The organism is Salinicola salarius, assembly GCF_002179555.1.
Classification (GTDB): domain Bacteria; phylum Pseudomonadota; class Gammaproteobacteria; order Pseudomonadales; family Halomonadaceae; genus Salinicola; species Salinicola salarius_A.
On record NZ_NHOU01000001.1, the window covers coordinates 73,311 to 91,625 of the forward strand.

Consider the following 18,315-nt stretch of genomic DNA (forward strand, 5'->3'; position numbering starts at 1 on the left):
GCCAGAACCACCAGACGATGAACAGAATCACGGCGATGCCCAGGGTATTGAGCAGAAGTGTCATGCCGTCGCTTCCTTTGCGTTTGCGTTGGTCTGGGTTGTCGAACCTTGGCCGCCATCGGGCCGGAACAGCCGTAGCCGGTTGGCATTGCTGACTACCGTGACCGAGGAGAGCGACATCGCCAGAGCCGCGATCATCGGCGACAGCAGCATGCCGGTGAAAGGGTAGAGTATACCGGCGGCAATCGGGATGCCCAACGCGTTGTAGCCGAAGGCGCCCCACAGGTTCTGCTTGATGTTGGAGAGCGTGGCGCGGCTGATGGCGATGGCGTCACCGACGCCGTGCAGCGAGTTTCGCATCAGCGTCATGCCGGCGCTCTCGATGGCGATATCGGTGCCCTGGCCGATGGCGAAGCCGACCTCGGCCTGTGCCAGCGCCGGGGCATCGTTGATGCCGTCACCGACCATGCCGACGCGTTCACCGCGTTGCTGCAGCTCGACAATGGCCTGTTGCTTGTCGCCGGGCATCAGTTCGGCGCGAACCTCGTCGATGCCCGCTTCCCGGGCGATGGCCTCGGCCGTGGCGCGATTGTCTCCGCTCAGCATCACCACTGTCAGACCCTCGGCCTTCAGGCGCGAGATCGCGGCGCGGCTGTCCGCCCTCAGCGCATCGCGAATACCATAAAGGGCTGCCAGTTCGCCGCCGATGGCGAGGTAGATCACGCTGGTCGCCTGTGCCTGCCACTTCTCGGCATCGGAGGCGGCAGTGGCCACATCGATGCCGTGCTCGTGCATCAGCGCGGCGTTGCCCAGGAACACCTGACTGCCGTCATCCAGAGCCGCGCTGACGCCCCGGCCGGTCAGGCTCTGGAAATCACGGATCGCCACCTCGTCCGCCGTATCGCCGACGTGCGTCAGCAAGGCGTCGGCCAGCGGGTGCTCCGAGCCGCGCTCCAGGGCGGCCACCACGGCATCGACGCGCGTTTGCTCCAGCCAATAGCGGCTGTCGGTGACCCGCGGCTTGCCCTCGGTCAGGGTGCCGGTCTTGTCGACCACCAGGGTGGTCAACTGGCTTGCGGTCTGTAGCGCTTCGCCGTCGCGAATCAGAATGCCGTACTCGGCTGCCTTGCCGATGCCGATCATGGTCGAGATCGGGGTCGCCAGGCCCAGGGCGCAGGGGCAGGCGATGATCAGAACGGTGGTCGCCGCCACCAGCATGTGCACCAGCTGCGGCGCCGGGCCGAAGTCGAACCAGAGCAGTGCGGTGACGACAGCGGCGATCATTACGCTGGGCACGAAGATCGCCGAGACCTTGTCTGCCAGCGCGCCGATGGGCGGCCGTGATTCCTGGGCGCGGGAGACCTGGTCGACGATGCGTCCCAGCCGAGTGTCGTCGCCGACATGGCTCGTGCGATAGACGAGGGTTCCCTTGCCGTTGACGGTGCCGGCGCTGACCCGATCTCCGGCCGCCTTGCGTACCGGTTCCGGTTCCCCGGTGAGCATCGACTCGTCGATGAAGCTCTCTCCCTCCTCGACGTCGCCATCGACCGGCAGGCGTTCGCCCGGGCGCACCCGGATTCGATCGTTCACCTGAACCTGCTCGATCTCGATATCGCGCTCTTGTCCGTCACGGATCACTCGGGCCGTCTTGCTTTGCAGGTCGAGCAGACGGGACAGCGCCTGGCTGGTACGTCCCCTAGCCTTGAGTTCCAGCGTCTGGCCGATGCCGATCAGACCGATGATCATCAACGACGCCTCGAAATAGAGATGCCGGGATCCCTCGGGAATCACCGTCGGGAACAGCACCACGGCCATCGAATAGAGCCAGGCGGCGGCACTGCCCAGGGCGATCAGGGTATCCATGTTGGCCTGATGATGACGGAACGCTTTCCAGGCGCCGTCGAAGAAGCGACGACCTGCGGTGGCCAGCACGCCCAGCGTGGCCAGCCCCAGGAGCAGCCAGATCCAGCGCTCGCCGCCCTCGAGCTGCGGCATATGGAAGAACATCGCCAGCATCATCGGTACGCCCAGCGTCAGGCTGACCGCCGATTCGATCGCATGGCGACGGGCCTGCCGGGCGGCGTTCTGCTGGCGCTTGGCGGATGCCTCGCGCAGATCCTCGATCGGCGAGGCGCCATAGCCGACGTTCTCGACCGCCGCGATCAGATCGGCGATGCTGGCCTGGCCGCTGACCTGGGCCGTCTCGCTGGCGAAGTTGACCTGGGCATGCTGGACGCCGGGGGTTTTCGAGAGCGCTTTCTGCACCGCGTTGACGCAACCGGCGCAGGTCATGCCGCTGATTGATAGTCGTTGCAGCTCGCCGGCCTCCGTCGGCTCTTCCGCCCGGCTATCGGATGGAGCGGCGTCGTTGGATGGCCGGGTATCGTCGGCCCGGTCGGGCTCGCTCTCACGCGACTCGGTCTCACGCACCTCGGCCTCACGCGATTCGGCCTCGGCAGCCGCCTCGTCTTCGGGCGGATAGCCGGCCTCGGTCAGCAGTCGGGCGATCCGATCCCGTGGCAGCGTGCTGTCGACTTGAAGTCGATGATCGGCCGGTTCGCCGCTGACTTCGGCCTGGGCGTCCTCGGCCTGAACGGCTTCGCGCATGCGCTTGACGCAGCCCTGGCAGCTCATCGCCGGGATGGTGAAATCGCAGGACTCATGCTCGGCGGCCGGGGGATAGCCGGCCTCGGTCAGTAGCTGAGCGATCCGATCCCGTGGCAGCGCGCTATCGACCTGAAGTCGATGATCGGCCGGTTCGCCGCTGACTTCGGCCTGGGCGTCCTCGGCCTGAATGGCCTCGCGCATGCGCTTGACGCAGCCCTGGCAGCTCATCGCCGGGATGGTGAAATCGCAGGACTCATGCTCGGCGTCCGGGGGATAGCCGGCCTCGGTCAGTAGCTGAGCGATCCGATCCCGTGGCAGCGCGCTATCGACCTGAAGTCGATGATCGGCCGGTTCGCCGCTGACTTCGGCCTGGGCGTCCTCGGCCTGAATGGCCTCGCGCATGCGCTTGACGCAGCCCTGGCAGCTCATCGCCGGGATGGTGAAATCGCAGGACTCATGCTCGGCGTCCGGGGGATAGCCGGCCTCGGTCAGTAGCTGAGCGATCCGATCCCGTGGCAGCGTGCTATCGACCTGAAGTCGATGATCGGCTGGTTCGCCGCTGACTTCGGCCTGGGCGTCCTCGGCCTGAATGGCCTCGCGCATGCGCTTCACGCAGCCCTGGCAATGCATGGCATCGACGCGATATTGGTAGCGGTTCATGCGTTCCTCCTTGCCGGAGCGCAGCACTCATCGGGAGTATCGGGCGTCTGCTCGATCAATCGGCAGATGCTGTGGCCATCGGGCGTGCCATCCGGCAGTCGTGACCAGTCGTTCATCGCTCGCTCCATGCGATCCGCCAGCGCCTGGAGTTCGCGGATCCGGGCATGGATCTGCGGCAGGCGAGCGGCCAGCAGGTCGCGAACCAGCGGGCAGGGTGAGTCGCCCTGATCGGCCTGCTCGAGAATGTCGGCGATCTCCTTGAGGCTGAAACCGAGAGTCCTGGCGCGCTGAATGAAGCGCAGCCGTTCCAGGTCGCGCGCGCCGAACAGCTGGTAACCGTTATCCGGATCCCGCTGCGGCGTCAGCAGCCCCTGCCGCGTGTAATGGCGTACGGTTTCTGCCGTGACGCCGGCCGCCTTGGCCAGTTCGGACACCTTCATGGATGCCTCCTCGCGCTATCGTGTGATTAGCCTAGAACCTATGTGTAACACCTAGGTCAAGCTCGCGGGAAGCCGGCATGACGTTGTTCCACCTAAGATGCATAGCGTTTGGTATTACGACCAAAGAGAGACCCAAAAAGCGATTGAAACGACCGTTTGCCAATTGACGCTAATCCCCCGTTCCGTCACAACGGAAGGCGAAAAGTCGGGCCATGATTCATGCGTGACGGGGCTCGTAAAACAGAGACATGCCGCTGTAGGCGAAAGGGTGACTCGACCGACAGCGGACTCGTGCCAGGGGATACCACCATGCCATATCGCTACCACCGTCTGTCGTTCGCCATTGCCGTCGCCGCATTGGGAACGGCTGCCTCCGGGCCCGCTTTCGCCGGTGGCTATCAACTCAATGAACAGAGTGTCAGCAGCCAAGGCTACGGTCATGCCGGGCGTAGCTCCAATGTTCACGATGCCACGATTGTTTTCGGCAATCCCGCCGGCATGTCGTTTCTGGATCGCGCCCAGGTCACTGCCGGTGCAACCTATCTCGATGTTCAAAACGATATCGATAACGTGACGGCGACCCGCACCATCGACTCCGGTGTTGCCTCAGGCGGTGCACCATCGGGCGTTCAGGTGCCGTTGGGCGATGTGCCCGGCGGTAATGAAGGAGACATGGTGGGCAGCAAGGTCATACCATTCGGCTTTTATGCGCAGCCGATCAATGATCGTTGGTCTTTTGGGCTCGGCGTTTATGCTCCCTTCGGATCCAAGACCGACTATGAATCTGATTTCCAGGGGCGCTATTTCGGCGACTATACCGAGGTAGTGGTAACCACGGTGCAGCCGACATTGGCTTATCGTTTCAATGATCAGCTTTCGCTCGGCGTTGGGGTGACCTATAACCGTGTCGATGGTGAGCTTCGTCGTCAGTTGCCCTCGGAAGCCGGTTTTAATTCAGGCACGGATATCGACTCTCGGGTCGAAGGGGATGACGAGGCGTGGGGTTATAACATCGGTTTAATCTATCGGCCTGTTGAGTCCACGACGCTGGGATTGACCTATCGTTCGAAAGTCGATTACACCCTGGAAGGGGATTTCGAGGCAACCGACCCGCTTGGCAATGTCGTACGTGCCGACAATGATGCAAGGCTGGATCTCACGACGCCCGAGACTATCAACTTTTCTATCACCCAGCAGATGACGCCGGATCTCAAGCTGATGTTCGGTGCTTCTTGGGTACGCTGGGACCGCTTCAACGAGATTCGAGTGACCGGCGCAGGAGGAAGCACGATCACTCAGGAGCAGCAAAGCTATCGTAATGCTTGGGCCTTTGCGGTCGGCGGCGAGTATACCGTGAATCCACAATGGGTATTGCGTGCGGGACTGACACTGGACGAGACGCCGACCAACGATACCTACCGTAGCGTGCGCATCCCTTCCGATGATCGCCGCATCTTCTCTCTCGGAGCTGGCTGGACTCCGATTCCGGAACTGACGGTCGATGTTGCCTACTCCTACTTGACCGAGCGCCGAACCGAGATTTCGCAGGAGCGTGCCGATCTGCTCAATGGTGCGGGGGGGGCTACCTACGAGGCTGACTACAAGAACGAGGCACACGGCATCGGCGCACAGTTGACCTACCGCTTCTGACTCTCGACCGGTTCGTCAGGCGGCCCCGGATTCGATAAAGGCCGCCTTGAGCAGTGCCTGGGTATACGCCTCGCGCGGGTGGTTGAAGATGGCATCCACCGAGCCGTGTTCGATGACGCGGCCCTCTTTCATCACCATCACGTCGTCGGAGAGCGCGCGCACCACTGAGAGGTCGTGGCTGATGAAGAGATACGTCAGGCCGTGCTTCTTCTGCAGGTCGCGGAGCAGGTCGATGACACGAACCTGGACCGAGCGGTCGAGCGCCGAGGTCGGTTCGTCGAGCAGCAGCAGTTCCGGCTTGAGAATCAGCGCACGGGCGATGGCGATACGCTGGCGCTGGCCGCCGGAAAATTCATGCGGATAGCGGTTGCGCATGGCGGGATCGAGGGCGACCTCTTCCAGCGCGGCGATGACTTCCGCCTCGCGCTGGCGTCGGTTCATTTCCGGATGATGTACCTTGAGACCTTCGCTGATGATGTCGCCCACCGTCATGCGCGGGGAGAGCGAACCGAAGGGGTCCTGGAACACCACCTGCAGACGCGAGCGCAGCGGACGCATTCCCGATTTGTCGAGCCCGGAGATGTCGGCGTCTTCGAAGCGGATGTCGCCTTCGGACTTCAGCAGCCGCAGCAGGGCGCGGCCGAGGGTCGACTTGCCGGAACCGGATTCGCCAACGATGCCCAAGGTCTGCCCGCGGCGAATCGACAGGTCGATGCCACGCACGGCCTCGAAGTACTCGCTCTTGCCGAACAGGCGCTTCTTGAGCGGGAAACGCACCTTGATATCGTGCCCGCTGAGCAGTACCGGCGAATCTGCCGGTGCGGGTTCCTTGCGGCCTCGCGGAATCGCGTCCAGAAGCATGCGGGTGTAGTCGTGGCGCGGGTTGTCGAACACCTCGAGCGTGCGGCCGCTCTCGACCACTTCGCCATAGCGCATTACCGCGACGTGATCGGCGAAATGGCGAACGATGCTCAGGTCATGGGTGATGAACAGAATCGCCATGCCGTACTCGGCCTGCAGCGACTTGAGCAACTCGAGGATCTGCGCCTGGACCGTGACGTCGAGCGCCGTGGTCGGTTCATCGGCGATCAGCAGCTTGGGTTCGCAGGCCAGTGCCATCGCGATCATCACCCGTTGACGCTGACCGCCGGAGAGCTCGTACGGATAGCTGTCGATGCGCCGCTCCGGCTCGGGGATGCCGACCTGGTTCAGCAGCTCCAGCACCCGCTGGCGATTGGCCTGGCCCGTGAGCTGCTTGTGCTTGACCAGCACCTCGCCAATCTGGCGGCCGATGCGGTGGAGCGGATTGAGCGAGGTCATCGGCTCCTGGAAGATCATCGAGATGTCGTTGCCGCGTACCCGGCGCATGCGCTTGGGCGTCACTTCGAGCAGGTTTTCGCCATTGAAACGGATGGCGCCGGTGGTCTCGGCGAGCTCGGGCAGCAGGCGCATGGCGGCGGTGGAGGTCACCGATTTGCCGGAGCCGGATTCGCCCACCAGGGCCAGCGTCTCGCCCTCGGCGATGGTGAAGCTCACGTCCTTGACCGCGGTCACCGGGCCGGTAGGCAACTGGAAGGTCACGCTGAGCTTGTCGATTTCGAGCAAAGTACTCATGAAACGGCTCCTTAGCGCGTGCGCGGATCGAGGGCATCGCGTAGCCCATCGCCCAGGAAGTTGAGACAGAACAGCGTCGCTGCCAGGAAGAACGACGGCACCAGCAGCATCCATGGTGCGCTTTCCATCATGTCGACGCCTTCAGAGATCAGTACGCCCCAACTGGTCAGCGGTTCCTGCACGCCGAGGCCCAGGAACGACAGGAAGCTCTCCAGCAGGATCACCTTGGGCACGGTCAGGGTGACGTAGATGATCACCGGGCCGATGGCGTTGGGAATCAGATGGCGGGTGACGATCTTGGTATCGCGCACGCCCAGCGCATGGGCGGCCTCGATGAATTCCCGCCGCTTCAGTGCCAGCGTCTGGCCGCGCACGATACGTGCCATGTCGAGCCACTCCACCGCACCGATGGCGGCGTAGATCAGGAAGATGTTGCGCCCGAACACCACCATCAACAGGATCACCAGGAACATGAACGGCAGCGAATACATGATGTCGACGAAACGCATCATGTAGTTGTCGACGCGACCGCCCAGATACCCCGAGATGGCGCCGTAGAGCACGCCGATCACCAGACTGACGAAAGAAGCGACCAGCGCCACCGACAGTGACACGCGCCCGCCATAGAGCACGCGGGTGAGCAGGTCGCGGCCGTTGGCGTCGGTGCCGAGATAGTGCGCGCCTTCCAGCGTCGGACCGGTGCCGAAAGCGTTCCAGTCGACCTCGGCAAGCCCCCACGGCAGCAGCCACGGGCCGACGATGCACACCACGATGATCGCAAGCAGCAGGCCCAGGCTGGCCATGGCGGCGCGGTTCTGGCTGAGACGACGCCAGGCGTCGCGAGCCAGGCTTTCACCCACCGGCGCGCCCTCTTTCGTGCCCGGGGTTTCCGGGTCAGGAGAGCGGGGCGGATTGGGGCCACCAGCGGGTAGCGGGGTGCCATCCGGCTGTTTGCCGCTATAGGGCTTGGATTCGGATGTCATCAGCGGCCTCCCTGTTCTTTGTGATCGTCATTGTCATGATCGTCATTGTCATGATCGTCATTGTCATGATCGTCATTGCTGTCATGATCGGATCGTCGTCACGGTCGAGTCGTTGTCGGGGATTAGTCGTCATAGCGGATCTGGGGGTCGAGTGCCGAATAGAGCAGGTCGACGATCAGGTTCATCAACACGATCAGCACGCCGTAGAAGACCACGGTGCCCATGACCAGGGTGTAGTCGCGGTTGAGCGCGCCCTGGACGAAGTAGCGGCCGATGCCGGGAATACCGAAGATCTGCTCGATGACCACGGAACCCGTGATGATCCCGGCGATGGCCGGGCCGAGATAGGACATCACCGGCAGCAGCGCGGGGCGAATGGCATGGCGCCAGATCACTTCGCCCTCGTTGAGCCCCTTGGCGCGGGCGGTACGGATGAAGTGGCTGCCCAGCACCTCGATCATGCTGGCGCGCATCATCCGCGCGATGTAGGCGATCTGCTGGATCGACAGCGCCACCACCGGCAGCACCAGATTGGGCAGTGCGCCGCCGTTCCAGCCGCCCGCCGGCAGCCAGCCCAGCAGCACGCCGAACACCAGCGCGAAGATCGGCGCGATCACGAAGTTGGGAACCGCGATGCCGGTCAGCGCCGTGCCCATGACCATATAGTCGACCGTCGAGTTGCGCTTCAGCGCCGCCGCGATGCCCAGCGGCAGCCCGACAATCAGTGCCAGCAGTATCGCCAGCCCCCCGATTTCCAGGCTGACCGGAAAGCCCTGCATGATCAGCTCGGTGACCGAGAAATCCTTGTACTTGAATGACGGCCCGAAATCACCCTGGAGCAGGTTGCCCATGTAGCGCAGATACTGCATCGGCAGCGGCTCGTCGAGATGATAGGCCGCCATCAGGTTGGCTTCGATCTCCGGCGGCAGCTGGCGTTCGCCGTCGAACGGCCCGCCCGGCGCCACGCGCATCAAAAAGAACGAGATCGTGATCACGATCAATAGCGTGGGGATCGCCTGCAGCAGGCGCTTGAGGGTATAGATCAGCATGCCGGATCACCTGAGCCTGAACATAGCGGTGTCTTCGAGAGAATCATTGCTCGCTCTCCTGGAGATAGCGCAGCGGGTGGACGTCCATCGGATTGATTTCCCAGCCCTGAATGGCGGGCGAGACGAGATGGACGGAGACATAGTCGTAGAGTGGCAGCAGGGCGTAGTCGTCCAGCAGCCGTTGCTGGGCACGGGTCATCAACTGGCGGCGTTTCTGCGGATCGAGCTCCCGCGTGCTCTTGGCCACCAGCGCGTCGTATTCGGCATCGTGATAACCGCTACTCCGGCTGGCCGAGCCGCTGTCGGCGTAGGCATTGAGAAAGTCGAACGGATCGTTGATGGTCGCCACCATGCCGTAACGGGCCACTTCGAAATTGCCTTCGCGGATGGTGGCGTAGTGCACGGCCGCTTCGGAATTGATCAGTTCGACTTCCACGCCCAGCGGCTTCCACATCGCGGCCACGGCCACCGCAATCTTCTTGTGATCTTCCAGCGTGTTGTAGTTGAGCCGCAGGCGTAGCGGATGGTCGGGGCCATAGCCCGCTTCCTGCATCAGCGCTTTGGCGCGGGCCATGCGCTCGTCCATCGTCATGTCGGCGAAATCGAGATCGCCACGCGGGGCGTTAGCGGTATTGCGCGGCACGTACCAGAACGAGGGCGTCTGGCCCTGGCCCAGAATCTGGTCGGTAATGACATCGCGTCGGACGGCCAGGTTGAGGGCTTCGCGCACGCGGCGATCCGCCAGCGGCTGCCCGTCGTGAAGATTGAACATGTAGAAATATTCCGCCGTCAGCGGACCGACTCTCAGCGCGTCGCCGAGGTTCTCCCTGGCCCAGGCGAAGCGCGAGGAGGGAACGCTCGAGTAGGCGATGTCCATCTCGCCGGTGCGAAAGCGATTCAGCGCGGCGTTGGCATCATCGATCGGGTAGAACACGGCCTCATCGACCGAGACCTGGTCGGCATCGTAGTAGTGCGGATTTCTGGTCACCACGATCCGGGACTGGGGCTGCCACTGGCTGAGCGTGAAGACGCCGCTGGAGACGGTGTCGCCGGGTTTGATCCAGCCATCGTCAGCGTTGGCCAGCACGTGTTCCGGCAGCGGCGAGGCTTCGGTCATCGCCAGCGCCTGCAGAAACCAGGCGGTGGGCTGCGTCAACCGGATGCGCAGCGTATGCGCGTCGACGGCCTCGACCCCGAGTGTGTCGGGGCTTTTCTCGCCAGCATTGATCGCCCGGGCGTTGACGATAGGGTAATAGAGATTGGCGTTCTGGTTGGCGATCGCTGGTTCCAGCACGCGGCGCAGGGCGAACACGGCGTCATCGGCGGTGATCGGCTCGCCGTCCGACCACTCGGCGTCACGCAGATGGAAGGTGTACTGCTTGCCGTCGTCGCTGATCTCCCAGTGCTCGGCGAGCCCGGGGACCAGGCTGCCGTCGGCGGCGTAGGTGACCAGCCGCTCGAACAGCGCCCGCGTGATCCGGGTTTCCCAGACGCCGCTGGTCTTCTGCGGATCGAGAGAGCCCGGCTCGGCGCCATTGGCGATATCGACGGTGAAAGCCTGTGCCGGGACGGCCATTGCGCCCAGCGCGATGCCGCCCAGCGCGGCAAGCAGGTAACGCGACATCATCTTGTGGTGCTTCGAAATCATCTTGTCCTGCGTCCCTCGGCCACCGGTCGCAGTGATCGCGCGACTCGGCGGCATTGGTGATCGAGTGTCTTGTCGTCAATCCGCGTCTAGCGAGAACCATCGCGACAGATGCCGGTTGAGCGCGTTGTCTTCCCAGCCTTCCAGCTTCGGGTTGACCAGGTTGCGCGAGACATCGACGTAGATCGGCGCCACGGCATAGTCGGAAAGCGCCTGCCGCTCGGCCTGCTGTAGCAGTTGCTGGCGGGCGGCCATGTCGGTTTCGCGGCTGGCCCTGGCCATCAGCTCGTCGAACGCCTGACTGCGATAGCCGCCGTAATTTTTGGGCGAGTCGCTCTGCAGGATGCCGAGGAAGTTGCTGGCGTCGTCGAAGTCCGCGACCCAACTGCCGCGGCCGACGTCGAAGTTGCCGGCGGCGAGCTCGGCGTAGTGAACTGCGCCCTCGGCGTTGACCAGCTGCGTCTCGACGCCGAGCGGCTTCCACATGGCGGCCAGCGCCACGGCGATGCGCTTGTTGGCCTCGGTGGTGGAGTAGCGCAGCGTCAGCTCGAGCGGGTGATCGGGGCCGTAGCCGGCGTCTTTCAGCAGCGCCTGGGCCTCGGCGACTCGCTCGTCCCTTGCCTGATCGAGGCCGGGCATGGCTTGGGCGTCGTAGTGGCTGACCCCTTCCGGAACGAAGCCGCTGGCCGGGGAGACGACGCCGTCCATGATCTGATCGGCGATGACGTCGCGGCGGATCGCCAGGTTAAGTGCTTCCCGCACCCGCTTGTCGGCGGTCGGGTGGCCGTCGCGCTGGTTGAGCGCGAAGTAGTAGTTGGCCAGCTGCGGCGCGAGGTGGACGGCGTCGGGCAGGTTCTGCTGCAGCCACTGGTAACGATCCGGCGAGAAGTCGCGGACGATGTCCAGGCCGCCGGCGCGGAAGCGCTGCAGGCCGGCGCTGCGGTCCTCGACCGGATAGTAGTCGACGCCATCGAGCGCGACGTCTGCGGCTGCATGAAACTCGGCGTTCTTGCGCGCCGCGATATGATCGTGGGAGATCCAGCCGGTCGGCGTGAAGGCACCGTTGGTCGCGATGTGATCCATCTGCGTCCAGTCGTTGCCGAATTTCTCGACCAGATGCGATGGCACGGGAGACGCGGCGATATGAGCCAGCAGCGTCGGGAAGTAGGGCGTCGGCTGATCGAGCGTGATCTTCAAGGTCTTGGCGTCGACGGCTTCGACGCCGAGTTCGGGGGCGTCCTTCTCGCCCTTGGTATGCGCTTCGGCGCCGCGAATCGGATAGAACAGGCTGGCATAGACGGCGCCATTGGCCGGGTCGAACAGGCGCTGGAAGGCGAGCACGAAATCCTCGGCGACCACGGGTTCGCCATCCGACCAGTTGGCGTCGTCGCGCAGCTTGAAGGTATAGACCTTGCCGTCGTCGCTGAGTGACCAATCGCTGGCTGCGCCGGGGATGTATTTACCGGAAGGATCCAGCGTGACCAGGCCTTCGAACAGATCGCCCAGGACGTCGTTCTCCCAGGTACTGCCACCGATCCGAGCGGTATCCAGCGAGGCGGGCTCGCCTTGAATACCGATGCTCAGCGTGGCGGCCTGCACGCTGCTGGTCAGTAGACCCAGCCCCAGCAGCAGGCCAAAGCGGCCTGGCCGACGATGAAGTCGTTGTTTACGCGGTTGGTGCATGATCGAGTCCATCCGTTATTAGACAATTGTTGTTACTGGTCTAGTTGCCGGGCTTGTCGCCGGGCTTGTCGCCGGGCTGTGTGCCGGGGACGGGAACCCATCTCGATCGTATTCCATTCGGCGCCGGTAACGGCGCTTTTCTGCATCGCTGTCTTGCTATCGCCAGCGTCTCGACTCAGGACGCTTCCGGCGTGGATAGGTAGCGGCGCACCGCGCAGAGCTGTTCGGCATAGCGACTGCCACCGAGCCGGCGACATTCGATGCGCGCATTGTTCGTCGGCGAGTGCAGCATACGGTCCTCGCCGAGATAGAGCGCGACGTGATCGACCACTAACCGGCCTGTGTCGTCGGGCTTCTCGAAGAACAATAGGTCGCCGGGGCGGCGCTCGCCGAGTTCGACCGGCTGCCCCGTCTCGACCTGATCGGAGGCGTCGCGGGGCAGTGCGATGCCTATGGCGGCGAACAGACTGTGCACCAGCCCCGAGCAGTCGTAGCCGAAGCTTGAGTTGCCGGCCCACAGGTAGCGCAGACCGTCGAAGCGTCGCCCTAGCGTTTCCAGCGTGGCGGCGACTGCTGGGAAGCTTTCATCCGGCAGATGGACGCTGCCCCGTGGCAGCCAGCCCCGCCCCAGCGACGTTTCCACCCAGATGCGAGAGAGATCTTCATCGCTGGATGGCGTGGCCACAGACAGTCGTGTCAGAAAGCTCAGTTTCAGCGAGCGACCCTGGGGCAGGCCCTGCATCCAGGCGACAGGCGTGACCACCGTTGCCGCTTCGGTGCCGACGGCGAGGCAGCCTTCCCCTTCGGCGAGCTGCGTGGCCGGAATCCAGCCGGGATAGCCGCGAGGATCGAGCGACGAGCGCTGGTTCGGGACCACCACGCGACACCAGTCGTTGCCCTGGCTGTCCCGACGGCGTTCGAGGATCCCGACCGGCGTATCCAGCAGCACCTGGGTGGCGAGCCGTTTCTCCTTGCACAGCGCGAGCCGGGTATCGTCATCCAGCGCGGCCAGCCAGTGTTCCAGCAGAGCCGGGTTGCCCAGCGCCGAGGCATCGATGGCCCGGGGTGCGTCGGGGGAGGCCCACAATCCCGCCACGGCGACGGCGACGCAGCTCATGTCGATGTCCCCTGATGACTCATGCCAGTGCTTCCGGAAGACCGCTCAAGTCGTTACTCGGTGAAGTGAACCCAACGTGACGGATGGTCGTCCTCGACGTTGTCTTCCCAGCCTTCGAGTTTCGGATTGACCAGGTTGCGCGTGACGTAGGTCAGCATGGGAATGAACGCATAGTCGTCCAGGGCCACGTTCTCGGCTTTCTCGAGAATTTTTTCCCGGGCGTCGAGATCCTGTGTCTGCGCGGCCTGGTCCATCAGCTTGTCGTACTCGGGATTGGAGTAGGTGCCGTAATTGTTGCCGACACCGGTATGCAGCAGCGTGAGGAAATTCTCGGCGTCGTTGTAGTCGGCGATCCAGCCGGCGCGCGCGACATCGAAATCGCCTTGCTGGATGGTCTGGTAATGGACGGTCGCTTCGGAATTGATCATCTGTACGTTGATGCCCAGCGGCTTCCACATGGCGGCCACGGCGATGGCGATCTTCTTGTGCTCGTCACTGGTGTTGTAGCGCAGGCGCAGTTCGAGCGGATGATCCGGACCGTAACCGGCTTCCTTCAACAGGTCCTTGGCACGGGCCATGCGATCGTTCATGTCGTCGCTGCCGAGGTCCATCTGCTGGGCGTCGTAGTGGCTGGTGCCCGGCGGGACCATGGCGGTGGAAGCCTTGAAGCTGCCGGCCATGATCTGCTCGGAGAGCACGTTGCGACGAATGGCCAGGTTGAGCGCTTCACGCACGCGCTTGTCGGCGGTGGGGTTGCCGTCGCGATTGTTGAGCACGTAGTAGTAGGAGCCGAGCATCGGGCTCATGTGCGTGGCATCAGGCAGGTTGTCGGTCAGCCACTGATAACGGCTGGAAGGATAGTCGGTCAGTACGTCGAGCTCGCCGGCACGGAAACGGGAGATGCCGGCATTGCGGTCCTCGACGGTGTAGTAGTTGACGCCATCCAGCGAGACATCGTCGGCGTCGTAGTAGGTCGGGCTCTTCTCGACGCTGATGCGCGACTGAGAGACCCAGTCCACCGGCTTGAAGGCGCCGTTGGAGGCGATGTGGTCGAGCTTGACCCAATCCTTGCCGTATTCGTCGACCAGATGCTTGGGCACCGGGTAGGCGGTGTAGTGGGTCAGCAACTGCAGGAAGTAGGGCGTGGGATGGTTGAGCGTGACCTTGAGCGTCTTGCCGCCATCCAGAGACTCGGCACCGAGAGTGTCGGCCGATTTGTCGCCGGTATTGACTGCCTCGGCGTTGACGATCGGATAGAGCATGTAGGCGTACTTGGAGGCGTTCTCCGGTGCCAGCAGGTGTTGCCAGCCGAACACGAAGTCCTCGGCGGTCACCGGCTCGCCGTCGGACCATTTTGCCCCTTCCCTCATGTGGAAGGTATAGGTCTTGCCATCGTCGGAGACTTCCCACTCGGTTGCCATGCCCGGCAGTAGCTCACCATCGGGAGATTGCTTGAGCAGGCCTTCGTAGACGTCCATCAGTACCTGGGATTCCCATACCCCGCCGGAAACCTGCGAGGTGTCGAACGAGGCGAGCTCGCCCTGAACGCCGATACTGAGGGTTTCGGCCAGCGCCGGCGTCGCTATCAGCGAGGTGGCCAGAGCCAGGGCACTAAGCGGGAACAGCGCGCGGGGGAGAGACAGCTTCGACATCTATGGAAAACTCCGACTTGTTGTTGTGGCGCATGGGTCGTGGAACATTCGCGATGAGGCTCACGCGCCAAATGCGTTCAAAGGTTGATCGGCGCACGACACGTCCGAAGAATCGATGCGGTACCTTCGCGCGAACCTGATGGCTCGTCTAATTCAAATGCTCGATGAACCATTTCATTTCACGCATATGGGCGCGCAGAGGCGGCGACGTCGCCGCCCTGGTCGTGATTTCAGCCCCGGTTAGACGTTAATCGAACGACTCTGGACGTTCGTCTCGTGACTCTGGAAGCTGCACCCAGCGCGAGGCGTGCATATCCAGTGCATTGTCGTTCCAGCCTTCGATCTCGGCATTGACCAGATTGCGTGAGCTGTAGGTATAGATTGGGGTCAGAGGATAGTCGGCCAGTGCCAGGGCTTCGGCCTGCTGCATCAGCTGCGCGCGCTTCGCCGGGTCCTGCTCGGCGTCCGACTGGCTGATCAGGCCGTTGTAGTCCTCGTCCTGGTAGCCGCCATAGTTGTTGGTTTCCGCCGACAGCAATTGCAGGAAGTTCTGGGGATCGTCGTAGCTCGAGATCCAGGCGGCGCGGGCGACCTGGAAATCGCCTTCCATCAGATCGGCGTAGTGGACGTTGGCTTCGGTGTTGCGCAGCTCGACGTCGACCCCCAGCGGCTTCCACATCGCGGCGACCGCCACGGCAATCTGGCGATGCTCGTCGCCGCTGTTGAAGCGCAGCGTCAGTTCGAGCGGATTGTCCGGGCCGTAGCCGGCTTCCTGCATCAGCGACCTGGCCTCGGCCAGACGTGTGTCCATGTCGTCATCGAGCCCCGGCTGGGACTGGGCCTCGTAGTCGCTGGTTCCCGGCGGTACCAGCGAGGTGGCCGGTTCGACGCCGCCCTTCAGCAGCTGCTTGGCGATCACGTCGCGACGAATCGCCAGGCTCAGCGCTTCGCGCACGCGCTTGTCCGCCACCGGCGAGCCTTCGCGCAGGTTGAACACGTAGTAGTAGGTGCCCAGCGACGGAAACAGGTGCGTAGCGTCCGGCAGGTTCTCCGACAGGCGCGGATACTGCGCCGCCGGATAGTCGCGCAGGATGTCGAGCTCGCCGGCGCGGAAGCGCTGGATGCCGGCGTTCTTGTCCTCCAGCGGGTAGTAGTCGACACCGTCCAGGCTGACATTGTCGGCATCATGGAAGTTCGCGTTCTTGACCGTCTCCAGCTCGGTGTTGGAGACCCATTTCACCGGCTTGAACGCGCCATTCACCGCAATGTGGGACGGATCGCTCCAGTCGTCGCCGAATTCATCCACGACATGCCTGGGGATCGGATAGGCGAATGGCAGGACCAGCGTCTTGAGGAAATAGACGGTAGGCGTGTTCAAGGTAATCTTGAGCGTCTTGCCGTCGTCCAGGGATTCGACGCCCAGCGCATCGAGCGGCTTTTCGCTGGCATTTATCGCCTGGGCGTTGACCACCGGGTAGAGGCGGTGGGCGTAGTTGGAGGCGGTCTCGGGATCGACCTGGTGGCGATAGGCGTAGACGAAGTCGTCGGCAGTCAACGGCTCGCCGTCGGACCATTCGAGGCCGTCGCGCAGATGAAAAGTGTAGGTCTTGCCATCGTCGGAGATCTCCCAGCTTTCAGCGGCGCCGGGGATGATCTGGCCGTCGGCGTCGATGGCGATCGGGCCTTCGAAGATGTCCCGCAGGACGTCCTCTTCCCACACGCCGCCGGTGATCTTGGCCGGGCTGAGCGAGGCAGGATCGCCGGAAATACCTACCTGCAGCGTCGCGGCCTGGAGCGGCAGGGCAGTCAGTGTGGCAGCGAAACCGATGGCGGCAGCAAGGCGGGTCGGTGACATGGAAATGCTATCCCTGAATGACGGTCGGTGACCGGATGATTATTGGTAGATGACTCGTGGTTTTCCAACCTTAGCGCATCGAGCCCGGCCGCACAGCGCTTTGCGCTTGTCCGCGCCTGGCGGGATGACGCTATGCCGGCAGTTGGCTACAATAGGCGCCCTTTTGGGCGTTCTCTCGATTCGTTTTTCCGGTTCACGCATTCGTCGAGCCGAGGGAGCGCCCGCGGCTACGTTGGCAGGAATCCCATGCAAGAGATCAACCCGATCAACAACCTCATCAAGGACCTGTCCGAAAGGACAGACGTCCTGAGGGGGTATCTTTGACTATGCCGAGAAGAAAGACCGGCTAGAAGAAGTCTCCCGCGAGCTGGAAAACCCGGACGTCTGGAACGATCCCGACTATGCCCAGAAGCTGGGCAAGGAGCGGGCGTCGCTGGAAGCCGTGGTCGAGACCATCGATACCCTCGATAGTGGCCTCACCGACAATCGCGAGCTGCTCGAGCTGGCGGTGATGGAAGAGGACGATGCGACCATCGACGAGGTTCGCAAGGAGCTTGCGTATCTCGAAGGCCAGCTCGACAAGCTGGAATTCCGGCGCATGTTCTCCGGCGAAATGGACGAGAACAACGCCTATCTCGATATCCAGGCCGGCTCAGGCGGCACCGAGGCTCAGGACTGGGCCAACATGCTGCTGCGCATGTATCTGCGTTGGGCCGAGCATCACGGCTTCAAGGCGGAACTGACCGAAGTCTCCGCGGGCGAGGTAGCCGGCATCAAGTCCGCCACGATCCATGTCCAGGGCGAGTACGCCTTCGGCTGGCTGCGTACCGAGACCGGCGTTCACCGTCTGGTGCGCAAGAGCCCGTTCGATTCCGGCGGGCGTCGCCACACCTCGTTCGCGTCCGTGTTCCTTTCCCCCGAGGTGGACGACAGCTTCGAGGTGGAGATCAACCCGGCCGATCTGCGAACCGACACCTACCGCTCAAGCGGCGCTGGCGGTCAGCACGTCAACACCACCGATTCGGCGGTGCGTATCACCCACGAGCCGACGGGGATCGTGGTGGCCTGCCAGAGCCAGCGCAGCCAGCACGCCAACCGCGACTTCGCCATGAAGCAGTTGAAGGCGAAGCTGTGGGAGCACGAGATGCAGAAGCGCAATGCTGCCAAGCAGCAGGCCGAAGAGAGCAAGGCCGACATCGGCTGGGGCAGCCAGATTCGCTCCTACGTGCTCGACGATCAGCGCATCAAGGATCTGCGAACCGGCGTGCAGAGCAGCAATTGCGACAAGGTGCTCGACGGCGATCTGGATCAGTTTATCGAGGCGAGTCTCAAGCAAGGGCTTTAATCGTGAGCTACGAGC

The 18,315-nt window shown here is 63.3% G+C and carries 12 protein-coding genes; 2 read left to right on the forward strand and 10 right to left on the reverse strand.

The genetic code is table 11. The features are described from left to right. Window positions 1–60: 60 nt before the first annotated feature. Both CCD76_RS00350 and CCD76_RS00355 read right to left on the reverse strand, forming a co-directional pair. Window positions 61–3,267 carry a heavy metal translocating P-type ATPase gene (locus CCD76_RS00350; RefSeq protein ID WP_373419387.1) on the reverse strand — a complete coding sequence of 1,069 codons (3,207 nt, stop codon included), beginning with the start codon at window positions 3,265–3,267 and terminating at the stop codon, window positions 61–63. After that, window positions 3,264–3,707, reverse strand: a complete 444-nt coding sequence (locus CCD76_RS00355; RefSeq protein ID WP_087717592.1) for a MerR family transcriptional regulator — start codon at window positions 3,705–3,707, stop codon at window positions 3,264–3,266. The genes CCD76_RS00350 and CCD76_RS00355 overlap by 4 nt, the downstream gene beginning before the upstream one ends. 309 nt (window positions 3,708–4,016) lie before the next feature. Between CCD76_RS00355 and CCD76_RS00360 the strand changes: the two genes are divergently transcribed. Further along, window positions 4,017–5,357: an OmpP1/FadL family transporter gene (locus CCD76_RS00360; protein ID WP_087717593.1), complete on the forward strand. Its 1,341-nt coding sequence runs from the start codon at window positions 4,017–4,019 to the stop codon at window positions 5,355–5,357. A gap of 15 nt (window positions 5,358–5,372) precedes the next feature. Here the strand turns inward: CCD76_RS00360 and CCD76_RS00365 are convergent, their stop codons facing one another. From CCD76_RS00365 to CCD76_RS00400, 8 genes are all read right to left on the reverse strand, one after another. After that, the gene (locus tag CCD76_RS00365) at window positions 5,373–6,971 is read right to left on the reverse strand and encodes an ABC transporter ATP-binding protein (protein WP_087717594.1); all 1,599 of its coding nucleotides are present in this window, start codon (window positions 6,969–6,971) and stop codon (window positions 5,373–5,375) included. An 11-nt stretch (window positions 6,972–6,982) separates the two neighbouring features. Further along, window positions 6,983–7,954, reverse strand: coding sequence for an ABC transporter permease (locus CCD76_RS00370; RefSeq protein ID WP_087717595.1), 972 nt, complete (start codon window positions 7,952–7,954; stop codon window positions 6,983–6,985). Window positions 7,955–8,076: 122 nt separating this feature from the next. Beyond that, window positions 8,077–9,003 carry an oligopeptide ABC transporter permease OppB gene (gene oppB / locus CCD76_RS00375; protein WP_087717596.1) on the reverse strand — a complete coding sequence of 309 codons (927 nt, stop codon included), beginning with the start codon at window positions 9,001–9,003 and terminating at the stop codon, window positions 8,077–8,079. Window positions 9,004–9,046: 43 nt separating this feature from the next. Further along, entirely contained in the window at window positions 9,047–10,651 is a 1,605-nt protein-coding gene (locus tag CCD76_RS00380; RefSeq protein ID WP_256960987.1) for a peptide ABC transporter substrate-binding protein, read from the reverse strand. A gap of 75 nt (window positions 10,652–10,726) precedes the next feature. Then, window positions 10,727–12,331, reverse strand: coding sequence for a peptide ABC transporter substrate-binding protein (locus tag CCD76_RS00385; protein WP_087717597.1), 1,605 nt, complete (start codon window positions 12,329–12,331; stop codon window positions 10,727–10,729). 175 nt (window positions 12,332–12,506) lie between these two features. Then, a complete protein-coding gene (locus tag CCD76_RS00390) occupies window positions 12,507–13,448 on the reverse strand; it encodes a C40 family peptidase (RefSeq protein WP_087717598.1) in 942 nt (313 codons plus the stop codon). A 53-nt stretch (window positions 13,449–13,501) separates the two neighbouring features. Beyond that, a complete protein-coding gene (locus tag CCD76_RS00395; RefSeq protein WP_087717599.1) occupies window positions 13,502–15,100 on the reverse strand; it encodes a peptide ABC transporter substrate-binding protein in 1,599 nt (532 codons plus the stop codon). Between the two features lie 247 nt (window positions 15,101–15,347). Further along, window positions 15,348–16,955 (reverse strand): peptide ABC transporter substrate-binding protein, encoded by a 1,608-nt coding sequence (locus tag CCD76_RS00400; RefSeq protein ID WP_087717600.1) that lies wholly within the window; start codon window positions 16,953–16,955, stop codon window positions 15,348–15,350. 246 nt (window positions 16,956–17,201) lie between these two features. Here CCD76_RS00400 and prfB point away from each other — a divergent pair. After that, window positions 17,202–18,300, forward strand: a protein-coding gene (gene prfB / locus CCD76_RS00405; RefSeq protein ID WP_143543238.1) for a peptide chain release factor 2 whose coding sequence is annotated in 2 segments (ribosomal slippage) — window positions 17,202–17,276 and window positions 17,278–18,300 — 1,098 coding nt in all. Because the reading frame shifts where the segments join, the coding sequence is not laid out codon by codon here. Window positions 18,301–18,315: the final 15 nt, after the last annotated feature.